The organism is Bradyrhizobium sp. BR 1433 (assembly GCF_051547665.1).
GTDB lineage: Bacteria > Pseudomonadota > Alphaproteobacteria > Rhizobiales > Xanthobacteraceae > Bradyrhizobium > Bradyrhizobium australafricanum.
This window is the reverse complement of sequence record NZ_JBPUGG010000001.1, coordinates 2,332,111-2,350,092: the sequence shown is the minus strand read 5'-3', so window position 1 is coordinate 2,350,092 and position 17,982 is coordinate 2,332,111. Positions and strand designations below refer to the sequence as shown.

General features: G+C 65.6%; 14 protein-coding genes and 3 pseudogenes. 11 read left to right on the top strand and 6 right to left on the bottom strand.

The features are described 5' to 3' along the window. Positions 1–46 precede the first annotated feature (46 nt). A complete protein-coding gene (serB, locus tag ACSKB9_RS11860) occupies positions 47–952 on the bottom strand; it encodes a phosphoserine phosphatase SerB (RefSeq protein ID WP_438073326.1) in 906 nt (301 codons plus the stop codon). Between serB and miaA the strand changes: the two genes are divergently transcribed. The 8 genes and pseudogenes from miaA to ilvC all read left to right on the top strand — a co-directional run bounded on the left by miaA (position 951) and on the right by ilvC (position 9,244). Then, on the top strand, positions 951–1,880 hold the full coding sequence (gene miaA / locus ACSKB9_RS11855) for a tRNA (adenosine(37)-N6)-dimethylallyltransferase MiaA (protein WP_438080168.1): 930 nt from the start codon (positions 951–953) through the stop codon (positions 1,878–1,880). The two genes, serB and miaA, sit on opposite strands and share 2 nt — an antisense overlap. Before the next feature lie 438 nt (positions 1,881–2,318). Continuing rightward, the gene (locus ACSKB9_RS11850) at positions 2,319–4,094 is read left to right on the top strand and encodes an acetolactate synthase 3 large subunit (protein ID WP_438073324.1); all 1,776 of its coding nucleotides are present in this window, start codon (positions 2,319–2,321) and stop codon (positions 4,092–4,094) included. A 204-nt stretch (positions 4,095–4,298) separates the two neighbouring features. Further along, complete coding sequence (locus tag ACSKB9_RS11845) at positions 4,299–5,285, top strand: threonine dehydratase (RefSeq protein ID WP_438073322.1); 987 nt, start codon at positions 4,299–4,301, stop codon at positions 5,283–5,285. Positions 5,286–5,306: 21 nt separating this feature from the next. Next, the gene (ilvN, locus tag ACSKB9_RS11840) at positions 5,307–5,849 is read left to right on the top strand and encodes an acetolactate synthase small subunit (protein ID WP_016841057.1); all 543 of its coding nucleotides are present in this window, start codon (positions 5,307–5,309) and stop codon (positions 5,847–5,849) included. 3 nt (positions 5,850–5,852) lie between these two features. Further along, positions 5,853–6,548, top strand: coding sequence for a class I SAM-dependent methyltransferase (locus ACSKB9_RS11835; RefSeq protein ID WP_438073319.1), 696 nt, complete (start codon positions 5,853–5,855; stop codon positions 6,546–6,548). 35 nt (positions 6,549–6,583) lie between these two features. After that, entirely contained in the window at positions 6,584–7,459 is an 876-nt protein-coding gene (locus tag ACSKB9_RS11830) for an EamA family transporter (protein WP_438073317.1), read from the top strand. A gap of 7 nt (positions 7,460–7,466) precedes the next feature. Then, a pseudogene (locus ACSKB9_RS11825) lies at positions 7,467–8,074 on the top strand (LysE family translocator). Between the two features lie 150 nt (positions 8,075–8,224). Next, complete coding sequence (ilvC, locus tag ACSKB9_RS11820; protein ID WP_018272993.1) at positions 8,225–9,244, top strand: ketol-acid reductoisomerase; 1,020 nt, start codon at positions 8,225–8,227, stop codon at positions 9,242–9,244. A gap of 154 nt (positions 9,245–9,398) precedes the next feature. Here the strand turns inward: ilvC and ACSKB9_RS11815 are convergent, their stop codons facing one another. Further along, positions 9,399–10,505: a DUF2336 domain-containing protein gene (locus ACSKB9_RS11815; protein ID WP_076824268.1), complete on the bottom strand. Its 1,107-nt coding sequence runs from the start codon at positions 10,503–10,505 to the stop codon at positions 9,399–9,401. A 193-nt stretch (positions 10,506–10,698) separates the two neighbouring features. Beyond that, positions 10,699–11,718, bottom strand: a complete 1,020-nt coding sequence (locus tag ACSKB9_RS11810) for an adenylate/guanylate cyclase domain-containing protein (RefSeq protein ID WP_438073314.1) — start codon at positions 11,716–11,718, stop codon at positions 10,699–10,701. A gap of 212 nt (positions 11,719–11,930) precedes the next feature. Here ACSKB9_RS11810 and ACSKB9_RS11805 point away from each other — a divergent pair, with 212 nt between their 5' ends. Continuing rightward, the gene (locus tag ACSKB9_RS11805; RefSeq protein ID WP_168857163.1) at positions 11,931–12,164 is read left to right on the top strand and encodes a hypothetical protein; all 234 of its coding nucleotides are present in this window, start codon (positions 11,931–11,933) and stop codon (positions 12,162–12,164) included. Between the two features lie 12 nt (positions 12,165–12,176). Here ACSKB9_RS11805 and ACSKB9_RS11800 read toward each other — a convergent pair whose 3' ends face one another. Beyond that, the gene (locus ACSKB9_RS11800; protein WP_438073312.1) at positions 12,177–12,797 is read right to left on the bottom strand and encodes a hypothetical protein; all 621 of its coding nucleotides are present in this window, start codon (positions 12,795–12,797) and stop codon (positions 12,177–12,179) included. A gap of 107 nt (positions 12,798–12,904) precedes the next feature. Between ACSKB9_RS11800 and ACSKB9_RS11795 the strand changes: the two genes are divergently transcribed. Together ACSKB9_RS11795 and ACSKB9_RS11790 are read left to right on the top strand one after the other, a co-directional pair. After that, positions 12,905–13,612: a TetR/AcrR family transcriptional regulator gene (locus ACSKB9_RS11795; RefSeq protein ID WP_438073310.1), complete on the top strand. Its 708-nt coding sequence runs from the start codon at positions 12,905–12,907 to the stop codon at positions 13,610–13,612. Between the two features lie 171 nt (positions 13,613–13,783). Then, positions 13,784–15,496, top strand: a pseudogene (locus ACSKB9_RS11790) (sulfatase-like hydrolase/transferase). Positions 15,497–15,595: 99 nt separating this feature from the next. Here the strand turns inward: ACSKB9_RS11790 and ACSKB9_RS11785 are convergent. Together ACSKB9_RS11785 and ACSKB9_RS11780 are read right to left on the bottom strand one after the other, a co-directional pair. Then, positions 15,596–17,154 (bottom strand): annotated as a pseudogene (locus ACSKB9_RS11785) (ABC transporter permease/substrate-binding protein). Next, positions 17,151–17,939 (bottom strand): ATP-binding cassette domain-containing protein, encoded by a 789-nt coding sequence (locus tag ACSKB9_RS11780; RefSeq protein ID WP_438073308.1) that lies wholly within the window; start codon positions 17,937–17,939, stop codon positions 17,151–17,153. Before ACSKB9_RS11780 ends, ACSKB9_RS11785 begins: the two are co-directional and overlap by 4 nt. Between the last annotated feature and the right edge of the window lie 43 nt (positions 17,940–17,982).

Genomic DNA, 17,982 nt, shown 5'->3' with positions numbered 1-17,982 from the left:
GAGATTCCGGGTTCGATGCTTCGCATCGCCCCGGAATGACGGTTTGCTATCCCGCCACGAACTCATCCCGCCGGTAGCCCTGCGCGTACAGCAGCGCGGTGAGATCGCCGTGGTCGATCCGGACCGCGGCCGCGGCCGCGACCGCCGGCTTGGCGTGATAGGCTACGCCGAGGCCCGCAGCCTGGATCATGCCGAGATCGTTGGCGCCGTCGCCCACCACCAGGGTGTCGATCTCGTCGAGATCGAAGGACTCGGTGAGCTCGATCAAGGTGGCGAGCTTGGTGGCGCGGCCGAGGATCGGCTCGACCACCTCACCGGTCAGCTTGCCGTCCACGACCTGCAACTGGTTGGCGCGGTTTTCCTGAAAGCCGACCTTCGCCGCGACCACCTTGGTGAACAAGGTGAAGCCGCCCGAGATCAGGCAGGTATAGGCGCCGTGCGCGCGCATGGTCATGACCAGTTCGCGGCTGCCCGGCGTCAGCGTGATGCGCTTGTCGAGCACCTCGTCGACCACGCTGACCGGCAGTCCCTTGAGCAGCGCCACCCGCTCGCGCAGCGCGGACTCGAACTCGATCTCGCCGCGCATCGCACGCTCGGTGATCGCAGCGACATGGGCCTTGAGCCCGGCGAAGTCGGCGAGCTCGTCGATGCACTCCTGGCCGATCATGGTGGAATCCATGTCGGCCAGAAAAAGCTTCTTGCGCCGGGCGATCCGAGGCTGCACGACAATGTCGATCGGCAGGTCGCCGCGGGCCTGGCGAAGGCGTTCCTCGATTGTCTTGATACCGTCCCTGCTGCTGTCCTCGCCTTCGAACGGAATGTCGGCGGCGACTTCGTTGAACAACCACTGCGCCGGGCCAGGTGAGGGCAGCACGGCCCGCGCACCGTCGACGATAGTGGAGTCGAGCGCGGGGCTTGCAGGATTGCAGATCAGCGTGGCAACGAGGGACATGCAGGCGCATTCGGGATTGTTGAACAAGGCAGTGCTTATCGCAGGGCCGACCGCCAGCGGCAAGTCGGCGCTGGCGCTCGAACTCGCGCAGCGGACCGGCGGGGTCGTGATCAACACCGACTCCATGCAGGTCTATCGTGACCTCCGGATCATCACCGCGCGGCCGACCGCAGGCGAAGAGGCGCTGGTTCCGCACCGGCTCTATGGCCATGTCGACGCCGGCGTGAATTTCTCCGCTGGCGCCTGGGTGGCCGATGCGGCGAAGGTGCTCGGCGAGGCGCGTGCGCAGGGACGGCTGCCGATCTTCATCGGCGGCTCGGGCCTCTATTTCAAGGCGCTGACGCGCGGCTTGTCGGCGGTGCCGCCGATCCCGGCCGATGTGCGCGACGGCGTGCGCGCACGGCTCGAGCAGCTCGGCGTCGAGGCACTGCATTCCGAGCTTGCAGCGCGCGATCCGGTGTCGGCCGAGCGGCTGAAGCCGCGCGACCGCACCCGCATCGCGCGCGCGCTCGAGGTCGTCGAGGCCACCGGCCGCCCACTGCCGGACTGGCATCGCGAGGGCCTGCCGCCACTGCTGCCGCCGGGCGATTTTCATGCGCTGTTTCTCGCGCCGGCGCGTGAGACGCTCTATGCACGGATCGACGCCCGGTTCGGTGTCATGCTCGATACCGGCGCGCTCGACGAGGTCGCGGCGCTGGCGGCGCGTGGGCTCGATCCGTTGCTGCCGGCGATGAAGGCCCATGGGGTGCCGGCGCTGATCTGGCACCTGAGGGGAGAGATCAGCCGCGAGGAGGCGGCCGAGATCGGCCGCGCCGACACCCGCCATTATGCGAAGCGCCAGTTCACCTGGTTTCGCCACCAGCTCCCTGAATTCGCCTGGGTCGAGCCGGATGCGGCCGGCAAGTGGCTGCGAGAGCAAGTCCCGTAGCCCGGATGGAGCGAAGCGCAATCCGGGACAGCCTCTGCGCAGGGCCGGTCCCCGGATTGCGCTGCGCTCCATCCGGGCTACCGGGCCGGCGGTCCCGCACGCCCGTCAGCCATGCGCGTTCGCCTGCGCAAAAACACTCGCCGAACGAGCGGAACCCCGGTAGAGTGCGGAAATCGCGAAAGTGCTTGCCTTGCCTTGACATTCAGGCTTTGGCCGCTATGTTCGCGCAACCTTTGGGAAGACTGGGTCGTCTCGTGCGCAACATTATTACCAAACTGCTTATCGCCGTCGTACCCAGGCACACCGCCGGGGATGGCTAGCGGCCATCCAAATTCGGGCGGTGTGCATGGGGCCTCTGGGGCCCCTTTTTATTGCCCGAAGCCGAACTGACGAGAACTGACAAAAGCCGCGCAAAAACAAGCGCATCCGGAGCGAACCATGACCGACAAGAGCCACGATCCCAATCAGATGACCGGCGCCGCGATGATCGTGCGCGCGCTCATCGATCACGGCGTGCAGCATGTCTTCGGCTATCCCGGCGGTGCGGTGCTTCCGATCTACGACGAGATCTTCCAGCAGAGCGAGGTCGAGCACATCCTGGTCCGTCACGAGCAGGGCGCCGGCCATGCCGCGGAAGGCTATGCGCGCTCGACCGGCAAGCCCGGCGTGGTGCTGGTGACGTCGGGCCCCGGCGCCACCAACATGGTGACGCCGCTGACCGACGCGCTGATGGATTCGATCCCGCTGGTCTGCATCACCGGCCAGGTGCCGACCCACCTGATCGGCAACGACGCCTTCCAGGAGTGCGACACGGTCGGCATCACGCGGCCCGCCACCAAGCACAATTGGCTGGTCCGCGACGTCAACGACCTTGCCAGGGTGCTGCACGAGGCCTTCTATGTCGCCACCACCGGCCGGCCCGGCCCGGTCGTGGTCGACGTGCCGAAGGACGTGCAGTTCGCGACCGGCACCTACCATCCGCCGCGCAAGTCGGACGTGCACGTCTCCTACACGCCGCGCGTCAAGGGCGATGCGACCCAGATCCGCAAGGCGGTGGCGCTGCTCGCCAACGCAAAGCGGCCGGTGATCTATTCCGGCGGCGGCGTGATCAATTCGGGTCCCGAGGCCTCGAAACTGCTGCGCCAGCTGGTGGAGGCGACCGGCTTCCCGATCACCTCGACCCTGATGGGGCTGGGCGCCTATCCCGCTTCGGGCCCGAACTGGCTCGGCATGCTGGGCATGCACGGCACCTACGAAGCCAACATGACGATGCATGATTGCGACGTCATGCTGTGCGTCGGCGCGCGCTTTGACGACCGCATCACCGGCCGTACCGACGCGTTCTCGCCGGGCTCGAAGAAGATCCACATCGACATCGACCCGTCCTCGATCAACAAGAACATCCGCGTCGACGTGCCGATCATCGGCGACGCCGGCAACGTGCTCGGCGATTTGCTGCAGGTGTTCAAGGCGGAAGCCAAGAAGCCGGACATCAAGTCGTGGTGGCAGCAGATCGCGCAATGGCGCGCGCGCAACTCGCTGTCCTACCGCAAGAACCACGATATCATCCTGCCGCAATACGCGATCCAGCGCCTGTTCGAGCTGACCCGCGGCAAGGACACCTACATCACGACCGAGGTCGGTCAGCACCAGATGTGGGCCGCGCAGTTCTTCGGCTTCGAGGAGCCGCATCGCTGGATGACCTCGGGCGGTCTCGGCACCATGGGCTACGGCCTGCCGGCCGCGGTCGGCGTGCAGGTGGCGCATCCGGACAGCCTGGTGATCGACATCGCCGGCGACGCCTCGGTGCAGATGACGATCCAGGAGATGTCGACGGCGGTCCAGTTCGAGCTGCCGATCAAGATCTTCATCCTGAACAACCAGTACATGGGCATGGTGCGGCAATGGCAGCAGCTGCTGCACGGCAACCGCCTGTCGCATTCGTACTCCGAGGCGCTGCCGGACTTCGTCAAGCTCGCCGACGCTTATGGCTGCGTCGGGCTGCAGGCGACCAAGCCGTCCGATCTCGACGGCGCGATCAAGGAGATGATCTCGATCAAGCGCCCGGTGCTGTTCGATTGCCGCGTCGCCGCGCTGGAGAATTGCTTCCCGATGATCCCGTCGGGCAAGGCGCATAACGAGATGCTGCTGCCGGAAGAGGCGACCGATGAGGCCACGGCGAAGGCCTTCTCCGGTGGCAAGGCGCTGGTGTGATGATGGATCGGCGTGGAGCACTCTCTTTTCATCTCGCCCCGCTTGCGGGAGAGGTCGGATTGCGCGCAAGCGCAATCCGGGTGAGGGGGAGTTCCGCGAGTCCGTCTCTCACCATTGCTCTGGAAGCAGCCCCTCACCCCAACCCTCTCCCCGCAAAGAGCGGGAGAGAGAACTTATCACGCGCTCGGATGGAGGGCGGCTCCCATGTTTGACCTCAACGAGCTCGAGCGCGCGCACCGGATCGTCGGCACCGCAGTGCCGGCGACGCCGGCGCACGCCTGGCCGCTGCTGGCCGAGCGGCTCGGTACCGAGGTCGTGGTCAAGCATGAGAACCACACGCCGACCGGCGCCTTCAAGGTGCGCGGCGGCCTGGTCTATCTCGAACGGCTGAAGCGCGAGCGCGCCGACGTGCCCGGCATCATCTCGGCGACGCGTGGCAATCACGGCCAGAGCCTGGCGTTTGCTGCCGGGCGTCACGGCGTGCCGGCGACAATCTACGTGCCGCGCGGCAACTCGGTCGAGAAGAACCGCGCTATGCATGCGTTCGGGGCCGAGCTCGTCGAGCACGGCGACGACTTCCAAGCCGCGCGCGAAGAGGCCGAGCGCCGCGCCCAATTCGCCGGCCTGCACATGGTGCCGTCGTTCCATCCGGACCTCGTGCTGGGTGTCGCGACCTACGCGCTCGAGCTGTTCCGTACCGCGCCCGATCTCGACATTCTCTATGTGCCGATCGGGCAGGGCTCCGGCATCTGCGGCTGCATCATGGCGCGCGATCTGCTTGGGCTCAAGACCGAGATCGTCGGCGTGCAGTCGACCGAGGCGCCGTCCTATGCGCTGTCGTTTGCGGCCGGAAAGATCGTCACCACCGAGACCAGCCACACCCTTGCCGACGGCATGGCGACGCGGATTCCGGACGCGGATGCGTTCGCGCTGATCCGCAAGGGCGCCTCGCGCATCGTGCAGGTCAGCGACGACGAGGTCGGGCAGGCGATCCGCGCCTACTGGACCGATACCCACAATCTCGCCGAGGGCGCGGGCGCGGCGGCGCTCGCGGCCGCGCTGCAGGAAAGGAGCAGGCTCGCCGGCAAGCGGGTCGGCCTGATCCTGAGCGGCGGCAATATCGATTTCGATCTGTTCCGGACCTGGATCGGAACGGATGCTGCGCCGGCCGCCGAGCGGGCGGTGGCGTGAACAGAATGTAAGGGGACGACCATGAACCAGCCCGCATCCGCCTACTTCCTCGAAGAGCGTCACGATCCCAACGAGACGCACACTTTGTCCGTGCTCGTGCAGAACGAGCCCGGCGTGCTCGCGCGCGTGATCGGCCTGTTCTCCGGCCGCGGCTACAACATCGAGAGTCTCACCGTCTCGGAGACCGAGAGCCAGAAACATCTCTCGCGGATCACGATCGTCACCACCGGCACGCCGATGGTGATCCAGCAGATCAAGCATCAGCTCGACCGCATGATCCCGGTCTACCGCGTCGTCGACATGACGCTGACCGGCAGCTCGATCGAGCGCGAGCTCGCGATGGTCAAGGTGCGGGGCGGTGGCGATCACCGCGTCGAGGCGCTGCGGCTGGCGGACGCGTTCCGCGCCCGGGTGATCGACGCCACGACCGAGAGCTTCGTGTTCGAGATCACGGGCAATTCGTCCAAGATCAGTCAGTTCATCGACCTGATGCGTCCGCTGGGCCTGGTCGAAGTGTCACGAACCGGGGTGGCCGCGATCACGCGCGGGCCGGAAGGGATGTGAGGCATGTTGGCGCGCGACTGGTACTACACGCAACGGCGGCAGGTCGGTCTCGATACCGCGGTGGCCTCGATCTATGACGTCAGCGAGGACAGCGATGTCCGTGCCCGCCAGGCGCTGATCATGCTCGGCGTCAAGCCGGGCTGGCGGATCGCCGATATCGGCTGTGGCAACGGCGTGCTGGCCACCGAGGCGGCGTTGATGGGCGCCGAGGTCGACGCCATCGACATCTCGCCGGCGATGATCGGGCTTGCCGAGATCTATGCGCGCGACCGCAAGGCGAAGATCCGGACCCAGCCGGCCGGCCTGCTGTCGTTCGCCTACCAACCGAATTCCTACGACCTCATCGTCAGCGAGTTCACGCTGCACCATCTGCCGGACTTCTGGAAGGCAGTGGCGCTGTCGCGAATCTTCAACGCGTTGAAGCCCGGCGCGAACTTCTACCTGCGCGACATGGTGTTCGTCGGCATGCCCGACGGTGTCGATCGCGATGTCGAAGGTTGGGCCGACTTCTCGATCAAGAATCACGGTTTCGAGCGCGAAAGCGTGATCACCCATATGCGCGACGAATACTCGACCTTCGGCTGGGTGATGGAGCGCATGCTGACCGAGACCGGTTTCACGCTGGTCTCCGTTGATTACCACGCGCCGCTGCACGGCACCTATCTGCTGCGCAAACCGAAGCCCGACGAACAGATCTAGATCCCGACCGAAACGGAAGCAAAAGAAGAACAACAATGAACCCGGCCGATGTTGGCATCGCCGTCATGGTCGCGGTGATCTGGGGGCTTGCGTTCGTCGCAAGCCGGATCGCGCTCGATGAGTTCTCGCCGGAGCTGATGACGACGCTGCGCTTCGCCATCGCCGCGCTGCCGTGCCTGTTCCTGCGCAAGCCCGGCGTATCCTGGCCGCTTCTGATCGCGATTAGCTCAACGCTGTTCCTCGGCCAGTTCCTCGCACAGGCCTTTGCGATCGCGCATGGCGTTCCGGTCGGGCTTTCCAGCGTGATCGTGCAAAGCCAGGCGCTGTTCACCATTGCCTTCGCTGCCCTGGCCTTCGGGGAAATCCCGACGCGGAGCCAGGCAATCGGCATCGCGATCGCCGCGCTCGGCTTGCTGATGATCTGCGGGACGGTCGGTTACGACTTCAGCGTCGCCGCGTTCGCGATCATCATGATCTGCCCGATCAGCTTCGCGATCGGCAACCTTCTGCTGCGGCAGGCGAACGGCGCGCCGATGTTCGATCTGTTCGCCTGGCTGTGCCTGTCCGCCGCGGTACCGCTTGCAGTGCTGACCTTGATCACCAACGGGCCGCAGCCGACCTGGCATGCGCTGACCCACATGTCGCTGACCGGGCTCGTCTGCATGCTCTGCCTCGGCGGCATCTCGACCAGCATCGCCTATTGGCTGTGGGGCCGGCTGCTGCGGGATTATCCGGCGGCGCAGGTGGTGCCGTTTGCGCTGCGGGTGCCGTTCGTCGGCTCCGCCGCGTCGAGCATCGTGTTCGGCGAGACATTCGGGCCGCTGCGGCTGGCCGGCATGGTCACCGTGATCGCCGGCATCGCCGTGATGCTGCTGTCGAAGCGGCCAAAAGCTCTGCCGAAAGTCGCGTGAGGGCACCATGTCGAATTCGCTGCTGTTCGCCTTTGTCGTGTTCGCTGTCGTGATGTTCTTCACGCCGGGCCCCAACAACATCATGCTGCTGTCGTCGGGGCTGACCTACGGCTTCCGCCGTACAGTGCCCCACATCGCCGGCATCACGGTCGGCTTCGCCTTCATGGTCGGCGCGGTCGGCGTCGGGCTGGGACCGTCTTCATCGCCTATCCGGTGCTGCAGACGATTCTGAAATATGGCGGCGTCGCTTACCTGATCTATCTCGCCGCCGTCATCGCCATGGCCGAGCCGCCCTCGGCGGACAAGGACGACAGGGGCGGCCGCGGCCCGATGACGTTCTGGGGCGCCGCCATGTTCCAGTGGATCAATGCCAAGGGCTGGGTGATGGTGATCGGCACCATCACGGCCTATGCGGCAATTGCCGCCTTTCCCTGGAACATCGCGATCCAGGTCGGCCTGAGCCTGATCCTGGGCACGGTGTCCTGCGTCGTCTGGGCGCTGTTCGGGACCGCCCTGCGGCCGATCCTGACCTCGCCCCGGGCGATCCGCGCCTTCAATGTGGTGATGGCCATCCTGCTGCTGGCCTCGCTCTACCCGGTCTTCATGGACGCATGATGCCGCACCGCGCCATGCGAGATGAGGGTTTCCCCTGAGGGGGAAAATGCTCTAGACAACGCCGGAAATTCGCGGGCGCCCGGCGGTTCTGACCTTCCGAAAGCCTGATTCATCGGCCGATTTTGGCCCCCTTCAAACGAGGAAACCACGATGCGAGTTTACTACGATCGCGATGCCGACCTGAACCTGATCAAGGGCAAGAAGGTCGCCATCGTCGGCTACGGCAGCCAGGGCCACGCCCACGCGCTGAACCTGAAGGATTCAGGCGTCAAGGAAGTGGCGATTGCGCTGCGCAAGGGTTCGGCCTCGGCCAAGAAGGCCGAGAACGCCGGCTTCAAGGTGATGGAAGTCGCCGAAGCCGCCAAGTGGGCCGACCTCGTCATGATGCTGACCCCGGACGAGCTGCAGGGCGACATCTATCGCGAGCACCTGCACGACAACATGAAGAAGGGCGCGGCGCTCGTGTTCGCCCACGGCCTCAACGTGCACTTCAACCTGCTCGATCCGCGCGCCGACCTCGACGTGCTGATGATCGCGCCGAAGGGCCCCGGCCACACCGTGCGCTCGGAATACCAGCGTGGCGGCGGCGTGCCTTGCCTGATCGCGATCGCCAAGGATTCGTCGGGCAACGCCCATGACCTCGGGCTCAGCTATGCCTCGGCGATCGGCGGCGGCCGCGCCGGCATCATCGAGACCACCTTCAAGGAAGAGTGCGAGACCGACCTGTTCGGCGAGCAGGTGGTGCTCTGCGGCGGCCTGGTCGAGTTGATCAAGGGCGGCTACGAAACCCTGGTCGAGGCCGGCTACGCGCCCGAGATGGCCTATTTCGAGTGCCTGCATGAAGTGAAGCTGATCGTCGACCTGATCTATGAAGGCGGCATCGCCAACATGAACTACTCGATCTCCAACACCGCCGAATACGGCGAGTACGTCACCGGTCCGCGCATCGTCACGGCCGAGACCAAGGCCGAAATGAAGCGCGTGCTGGCCGACATCCAGGGCGGCAAGTTCGCCCGCGACTGGATGCTGGAGAACAAGGTCAACCAGACCTCGTTCAAGGCCACCCGCGCCAAGCTCGCCGCACACCCGATCGAGGAAGTCGGCGCCAAGCTGCGCGACATGATGCCCTGGATCAAGAAGGGCGCGCTCGTCGACAAGAGCAAGAACTGACAGGCGAGGCCTGTCATTCCGGGGCGGTCCGCAGGACCGAGCCCGGAATCTCGACATTCCGGGTCCGCCTCTTCGAGGCGCCCCGGAATGACGCTGTGATGAAAAAGGGTGGGCGCGTTGCCCACCCTTTTCTTTGTCGCAGAGGCGCGGAGGCCTAGCCGGCCGCCATCGGCTGCTTCTCGATCCTGTTGTGCAGCTGCCAGAACCGCACCGTGCGCTGCGCGGTTTCCAGCGAGAGCCGGCGGTAATCGCGCTGCGCGATCTCGAGCGTCGCATTGTCGAGCGGCAGCGGCAGCGGCCGCTTGCGCAGGATGCTTTCGACCGTCGGCCAGTTGAGCCGCGCCGAGCGGCACGGGATCAGGATCAGGTCGGAGCGAAGGCCGAGCATCAGCCGTTCGATCATCGCGATCGGCATGTCGTTGAGCACGGCGAGCGCGACCGTGACCTCGTCGAGCTTGCCCTCTTCGGCGAATTTGTAGACGGCCGCATCGTCGAGCTCGTTCAACTGCTTCATCAGCTTGACCAGCTCTTCGGCGATGCCGTAGTTGCGGCGCGGCGCCGCGGCCTCTTCTTGGGCGATGTCGTTCAGCACCTGGCTGATCTCCTCGCGCGCCCTGGGCGACGCGATCGAGAGCAGGCGGGCGCGCACCGTATCCTTGGCGCGCTGCAGCAGGTCGCGCAGCAGCTTGGCCGGAATGTCGATGCGCAGCCCGAGGATCTCGACCAGCTCGTCGTCGCCTTCGGCGCGGGCGACGATGCTGGAATAGCCGTTGTCGGAGAACTGCGCGCCGGCGTTCTTGGCGAGACGCCGGATCACCTTGTCCTCGCCGCGGTCGATGATCACGTCGGTGACGGAAGGCGGCAGGTTTTCCCGCGCGGAGATCGCGAACAGGTGGTCCTGGCCCTTGCTGCTCGCGATCTCGCGCAGGGCGTCGTTCGAAAGGCGGCTGGAGTGGGTCAGCACGTCGCCGGCGACGCTGATGTCGTCGTCCCAGGCGAGGTGCTGAATCACCTCGAACGGCGCATAGTCGAGCGGGGCGAGCCGCTTGCTGAGCTCGGCCCGCGCACGGGTCTCGACGCGCGCGACCAAGAGGCAGAGCACGTCGTCGAACACCTTGACCTGTTCATCGTTGAGGCGGTCGCCGTCGTTCAGGAACAGATCGGTGACCTGCCGCAGCGTCTGCACACGCTTGGCCGATGTCCCGTCCCGGACCGCATCCTCGAGTTCGGCAATAATCGATTGTGACGCCTGTTGCGCCATCGATGGGCAACCTTGTTTTTGTTGAATGACACCTGTCTGCACACCATGCGGGGCGCGGTCTTACACCTGCGTTAAGGTGGAACCCGGTGCAAATACGGTGTGCATCGCATCCTTAACAGGCTGCGACCGGACTCGATTCAATGCGCGCTTTCGGCTCAGCGGAAGCTGATGCCGGTGCATTTTAAGAGATCGTTTAGGACGATAGGCGCCGCGCGACGGAAAAGATGTCGATCGACGCTGCTCGTCCGCGCAATTGCGTCGAGCCGAGCGGCTCGACGACTAAGTCCCGGTCCGGCGGCAGCAGGCGGAGCAGGTCGCCCGATACCAGCAGCGGCCGGCCGGCCTCCTTGCAATGCGCCTGCAGCCGCGCCGTGACGTTCACGGTGTCGCCGAAATAGGCGATCTGTCGCCGCGAGTCCCCGCATTCCGCGATGACGACCGGACCGGCATGCATCCCGGCCCTAAACGCGGGCACCACGCCGAACTCCTTGCGATATTGATCGGCCCGCTTGGCGAGGCGATCCTCGATCGCGAACACGCAATCGAGATACCGCCGCGATCGCCCGTCGGCATTGGCCGGCCAGGTCACGATCACTTCGTCGCCGACATAGGCGTGGACTTCGCCGCCGTGCGACACGATCGGCTCGTCGATGTCGAAGAAGAAGCGCGTCAGCAATTCCTGCACGCGCAGCTCGCCCATCGATTCCGCTAGCGTCGTCGAGCCGACCAGGTCGAGAAACAGCAGCACGCGCTCCTCGCGCACCGGCTGCCGATAGCGTCCGAGCACGATGCTGAGCAGCGTGTGCCCGCCGATCATCCGGACCAGCTCGTAGATCGTCGTGATCGGGATCGACAGCAGCAGGCCGACGCCAATGATCTTCAGAAAGGTTTCGCGAATCCACTTCGCCTCCGGCCCATGGCCGTACAGGACAATCTCCAGCACAATCGCGGCGACCGCGACGATGACGGCGAGGAGGACTGCGCGTACGACGAGCTCGACAACAAGTGGCAGCCGCCGCAACCAGCCGCCGCGCGCGGTCAGATAGAGATGCATGCCCCAGACGATCAGGGTGATGGTGGCGCCTTCGAGGGCGCTGCGCAGATAGTTCGCGACGGAAGCCTCGTCGGACTCGTCGAAGGCGTAGCGAAACAGCCCGCCGACCAGCAGGCCGACCACGCCCAGAATGATCGCAGGCATCACGGCGCTACGCATGGTCCCCTCCTGCATATGAAATATCCTGCGCGGACCGGGAAGGCCAGCCGCGGCGCGGCCGGCGGTGGACGGGATGCATCGCGGCGGCACTCACGTATGCTGCGACGACAAGATCGATCGAACAGGCATGCGCAGCATGACCGAAGCCCGCGCTAAGGAACTGGAGAATCTTGGCCATCAGTGAGCCATCTTCCGGAGTCAGGACCGAGGTCATGACTGATGGAAAGAGCCAGGACGAATTGACCCAGCTTGCGGATGAGGCGTTGCGCGCCCAGCCCGGCTGTGAGACCGCGCGCGTGCCGGCGATCGCCGGGCTGCCCGATGCGCAGATCGGACGCAACTGGGAGATTCCGAACGTCGTGCTCGGCGACAGCCTGATCAGCGACGTCGACCGCGCGGTGCTATCGGTTCATCGCCAGCTCGGCCGCAAGTTTCACCTGGTGTAAGGTGGCCCGATCTTAGCTCGCCTGCGCCTGACGTGGCGCGGGCCGGCCGGCCATGCTGATCATCCTGAGCGCGAACACCGCAGCGAGTGGCACGAGGAATAGCGCGTAGAGCGGCATCTCGGGAATCCGCTTGCCGAACGAGACCATGAACTGCAGCAGCAGATAATAGCCGCCGATCAGATGCAGCCTGCGCCAGGCGCGCGGGCCGAGCAGTGCAGCCGTGCGATCGAACGAAGTCGCGGTCAGCGCGATGATGGCGAGATAGCCGATACCGCCGAAGACGTAGGAGACGATCGAGGTCGCGGCCGCAAAGCCGGGCGGATCGAGCATCGCGAAGGCGGCGATCGCGACCGCATGGATGGCGTGCGAGGCCGCGAAGGTGACGCCCAAATAACGGCGGTTGCGGCGCTGCCAGTGCGTCCAGGCGTTCGGCCACAGCCGCGCCAGCGCCGCCGCCGAGAAGGCGAGGCAGAAGAACAAGAGCGAGGTCCGCGCCGTGAAACGGATCACCATCCGCACGCCCTCGACCTCGAACTGCCGCATCGCGGCGATCCAGATCGAAAGTCCGATCAAGGTGAGGGTGAGCAGGCCAAACAGCCGCCAGCCCTCGAACCAGTTGCGACGCGTCGCCATATCCGCCTCCCGTTTTATGTAATCACCAGTTACATTTCGGCCCCGCGCGCGGTCAATCTGTGTAATCATCGCTTACATTCACAAGCGGGTGATGCTAGAGGTGCGCCATGCGCCGCCCCGCCAAAAGCCCGCCCACCGGCCGCCGGCCCGCCAAGCCGCGTCCGGCCGCGACGCGGGCGCAGGCGGCGAGGCCGTACCACCACGGCGACCTCCGCCGGGTCCTCATCGATGCCGCCATGCAACTGGTCGGCGAGGGCGGCCCGGAGGCGGTCAGCGTGCGCGAGGCCGCGCGCCGGGCCGGGGTCTCGCCGGGCGCGCCGTTCCGGCATTTCCCGAGCCGGGACGCGCTGATGAATGCGGTGGCGGAGGAGGCGCAACGCCGCTTTCGCGCTGAGATCGAGGCGGCGTTGGCCGAGGCGCCGTCAGGTGATCCGCTCGGCCGCTTCCGCCATCTCGGGATCGCCTATCTGCGCTGGGCGATGAAGAACCCGACCCATTTCGAGATCATCTCCAGCCGCCGCTTCTTCGACCACGACCGCTCGGCGGCCGTCTCCGGCGACAATGCCGAGTTGATCGGCCTGACCGAGCGCACGCTGGCGGAGGCATTATCAGTTGGCCAACTCGGGACGCGCGACCTCAGGCAGGTCCAGATCGCCGGTCGCGCGCTGGTCTATGGCTTCGCCCGGATGCATATCGACGGTCATTTGCCGCGCTGGGGTGTCGGCGATGCGGAGGTCGAGCAGATGGCTGCCGACATCGTCGATCTCTTCATTGCGGGTATCGCGAGCCACGCCGCGCGGGCTGCCAAAGTTTAAGGCACGCGCGCTGCTTGCCGCGGCCAGGCCTGGGCAGGCAAATTCATTGCGCGTTCATGACGATTCAATTACGGTTTTGTGACGCGGCCCAGACACCGGCTGTGCCGCGTGCCTCCTGGCCGTTGCCAGTCAAGGCGGTGGCATTGCGCCGGGTTGTATTGCGTCCCGCCCATGGCGCCCGCGCCTCAGCAGAACTCCTCCGTTGCCGCACTGGCCGGCGGTCTTGCCGCGCTTGGCATCTGGCGGTTGATGGCGGTCGCGGCACCGCATTTCGGCGCGCTGATCCTGATGCTGCGCACCGAGACCGATTTCGGCTCGCGGCTTTGCTTCCTGCTCACCTGGGGAATCCTGAACTTCCTGTTCATCGCGCTGCTGCGCCGGCCGGCGCTGTCGGGCGCGCTGTCGCTGACACTGGTCGTGGTCTTGGTGCTGCTGTCGCGCTTCAAGCACGACGTGGTGCAGATGACCGCGAACTTCGTCGACCTGATGGTGATCGACCGCGACACCGCGGCGTTCCTGCTGACGATCTTCCCGAGCCTGCGCTGGTCGATCATCGGCGCCGGCCTCGTCACGCTGCCCCTGATGTACGCGCTGTGGTGGCTCGATCCGTTCCGCATTCGCCGGCTGCCGGCTGCGGCGGCCTGCCTCGCCTGCACCGCGGCGCTCTCGGGTTATGCCTTCGCCTGGCCGGATGAAGCCTGGCGCGGCTATTACGACGACGGCTACCTCTCGAAGTTCGCGCGCTCCGGCGTCACGGCCGTGTCCGATTTCGTCGCCTACGGCTTTATGGAGTCGGATCCGACCGCGAGCGATCAGCTCAAGATGCCCCTCGTCGATGCCTGTCATCCCGCCGGGCGGCGGCCGAACATCATCATGATCCATGATGAATCGAGTTTCGACATCCGCGCCGCCTCCGGCGTCAAGGTGCCGCCGGGCTATGGCAGCCAGTTCAAGTCCTACGACGGCGTCGCGCGCAAATTCCTTGCCGAGAGCAATGGCGGGCCGAGCTGGTTCACCGAGTACAACGTGCTTGCGGGATTGTCCTCGCGCTCGTTCGGCCGGTTCTCCTATTTCGTCACCCGCATCGCATCGGGGCGCGTGGAGCGCGGCCTGCCGTTGGCGCTGCGCCGCTGCGGCTACGACACGCTCTCGCTCTATCCCGCATTCGGCGCCTTCATGAGCGCGCGCAACTTCCAGACCACGACCGGCATCCAGCGCTTCTACGACGCGCATGACCTGCATGCGAAGGATGTCGAGCCCGACAGCTTCTTCTACGACAAGGCGCTGAAGCTGATGGCCGAGCAGAAGACGTCAGGCACGCCGCTGTTCACCTTCGTCTATCTCGCCGCCAATCATTTCCCCTGGGAAACCAAATTCCGTCCCGAGTTGCTGCCGTCGTGGAAGCGGCCGGGCAATACGCCCGCGGTCGACGAATATCTGCGCCGGCAGGCGATGAGCGCTGGCGACTATGCCGGCTTCGTCGCGGCGCTGAAGAAGAAGTTTCCGGCGCAGCCTTTCCTGATCGTGCGTTACGGCGATCATCAGCCGGAATTCTCGCCGCAGCTGCTCGATCCCGATCTCGACGAGGCCGGCATCGGCAAGAAGCTGATGGATTACGATCCGCGTTATTACGCGACCTACTATGCGATCGACGCCGTCAACTTCGAACCCGTGAAGAGCCCGGCGGTGATGGACACGATCGACGCCGCCTATCTGCCGCTGGTGATTTAGGAAGCCGCGGGCATTCCGCTCGACCCGTCGTTCGAGGAGCAGAAGGCGATCATGCTTCGCTGCAACGGCGCATTCTATTCCTGCAAGGACGGCGCAGAAGCACGCCGCTTCAATCGCCTGTTGATCGACGCGGGGATCATCAAGGGATTGTGAGACGTCGTCTTTGCGAGGAGCGTAGCGACGAAGCAATCAATCTTTCCTCGCATGCGGAGAGGTGGATTGCTGCGCTTCGCTCGCAATGACGGCGAGAGGCTATTTTCCGCCGACCTTCCCCCACAGCCAGCGCGCCACGGCGTCGGGCGACGATGATGCGTCGTTGCCCGACGCGCGCAAATTCGCCTCGCGCATCCCGGCGATATCGATCTTGCCGAGCAGCGGCCGCAGCGCCGCCTTGAGCGCCTCGTCGTCGCGCCGCTTTGGCGACAGCAGGACGATGGCGTCATAGGGCGGGATGGCGTGCCTGTTGTCCTCGAGCGTGACAAGATCGTATTTCGCGATCAGTCCGTCGCTGGTGTAGCCCGCGATCACGTCGACCTCGCCGGAGGCAACCGCCGCATACATGAAATCCGGCTGCATCTGACGCTGGGCGCGGAACGTCAGCCCATAAGCCTTCTGGATGCCGGTCGATTCCGGCCGCGAGAAGAATTCATAGTCTCCGGCGATCGACATCGTCGCCGCGCGTGACGCGAGGTCGGCGATCGAATGGATGCCGAGCTCTTCGGCGCGCTTCCTCGGCATCACCAGCGTATAGGCATTCTCGAAGCCGAGCTCGCCGAACAGCGTGATGTCTTGCTTCGCCAGCGTTGTCTGCAATTCGCCCAACAGCTCGGCGCGGGGCTTGATGTCGGTGTGGTGGAACTGGTTGGCCCACAGCGTTCCGGAATAGTCGACATAGACATCGATATCGCCGGCCGTGAGCGCGTCGAAGATCACGTTGGAGCCGAGGCCGGCGCGGGTCGTGGCCGGAAGGCCCGCCGCTTGCAGCCGCTGCGCGATCAACGCCGACAGCACATATTGCTCGGTAAAGTCTTGGCGCCGACCACGATGCCCGCATGCGGGCGCGCGATCGCGGGCACCACCGTCGCCGCGATCAAGGCGGCAATACCGAGCCCGCCGAGTGCCGTCCGGATGCGGCTGCGATTGCGCAGGCCGTTCTCGATCAGCGCCAGCAATTGGTCAACCACAAGCGCGAGCACGGCCGCAGCGAAACAGCCGAACAGCACGAACACCCAGTTTTGGGTCTGCAATCCCGCGAAGATGTAGTTGCCGAGGCTGGTCTGGCCTATCGGCGTCGACAAGGTGGCGGTGCCGATTACCCATACCGCCGCGGTGCGGATCCCGGCCATCATCACCGGAAGCGCCAGCGGCAGCTCGACCATGGTGAGCGATTGCCGCGGCGTCATGCCGACGCCCTGGGCGGCTTCCAGCACCGCCGGATCGACCCCCGACAGGCCGGTGATGGTGTTGCGCAACACCGGCAGCATCGAATAGAGCGCGAGCGCCAGCACGGCGGGCAGGAAGCCGAAGGCGGAGAAGCTGAAGCCGAGCCACGCCGCGGTCAACGCGGCGAGCGCCAGCAGCAGCGGATAGAACAATGCGAGCAGCGCGAGACCGGGCACGGTCTGCACGATGCTGGCAAGCCCGAGCAACGTCGTGCGCAGCACCGGCCGGTTACGAGCGATGATCGCAAGCGGCAGGCTGATCAGGAGCCCGAGCGCCAGCGCGGCGACGCTGACCCGCACATGATTGCCGAGATAGTCGGGCAGATGGGAAAGCGCCTCGCTCCAGCGCGGATCGGCTGATAGAGTCATGCCGTGTCGCCCCGCGGCAGCAAAGCGCCCAGGCGTTCAGCCTGCCGCCGCGGCGTGCGCATCAGTTCGCCGACATAGCCGTCGGTGCTGGCCGAGAGCTCCACCGGCGTGCCCTGGGCCAGCAGCCTGCCGCCGCGCATCACCGCGACACGATCGGCCAGCAGCAACGCCTCGGTCATGTCGTGGGTGATCATGACCGTGGTCAGGCCGAGCTCGCGGTGCAGCGTTCGATAATCGTCGCCGAGCGCGTCGCGGGTGAGCGGATCGAGCGCGCCGAACGGCTCGTCCATCAGCACGATGCGCGGCTTCGCAGCCAGCGCACGCGCGACGCCTATGCGTTGACGCTGGCCGCCGGAGAGTTCGTGCGGCAAACGCTCGCGATATTGTGAGTTGTCGAGCCGCACAAGGTCGAGCAGTTGATCGACCCGCGCCAAGATTTCCGCCTGCGTCCAGCCGAGCAGATATGGCGTGATGCCGATGTTGTCGGCGACGGACAGATGCGGAAACAGCCCACCGCTCTGGAAGACATAGCCGATGCGGCGCCGCAGCAGGATCGGGTCGATGCGGCTGACATCCTCACCCTCGACCGCTATCCGGCCGTGGTCGGCTTCGATCAGGCGATTGGCGAGCCTCAGCAGCGTCGTCTTGCCGGAGCCCGAGCCGCCGACGATCGCCAGGAATTCACCCTCGGCCACGTCAAGCGAGACGTCGTCGACCGCCACCACGCGACCACTGTCAAAACTCTTGCCGACATGCGCATAGGCAATCAGCGGCGTTGCAAGCATTCCAGGGCGACCTCATGTCTCACCGTCGTTAACGACAGTGATA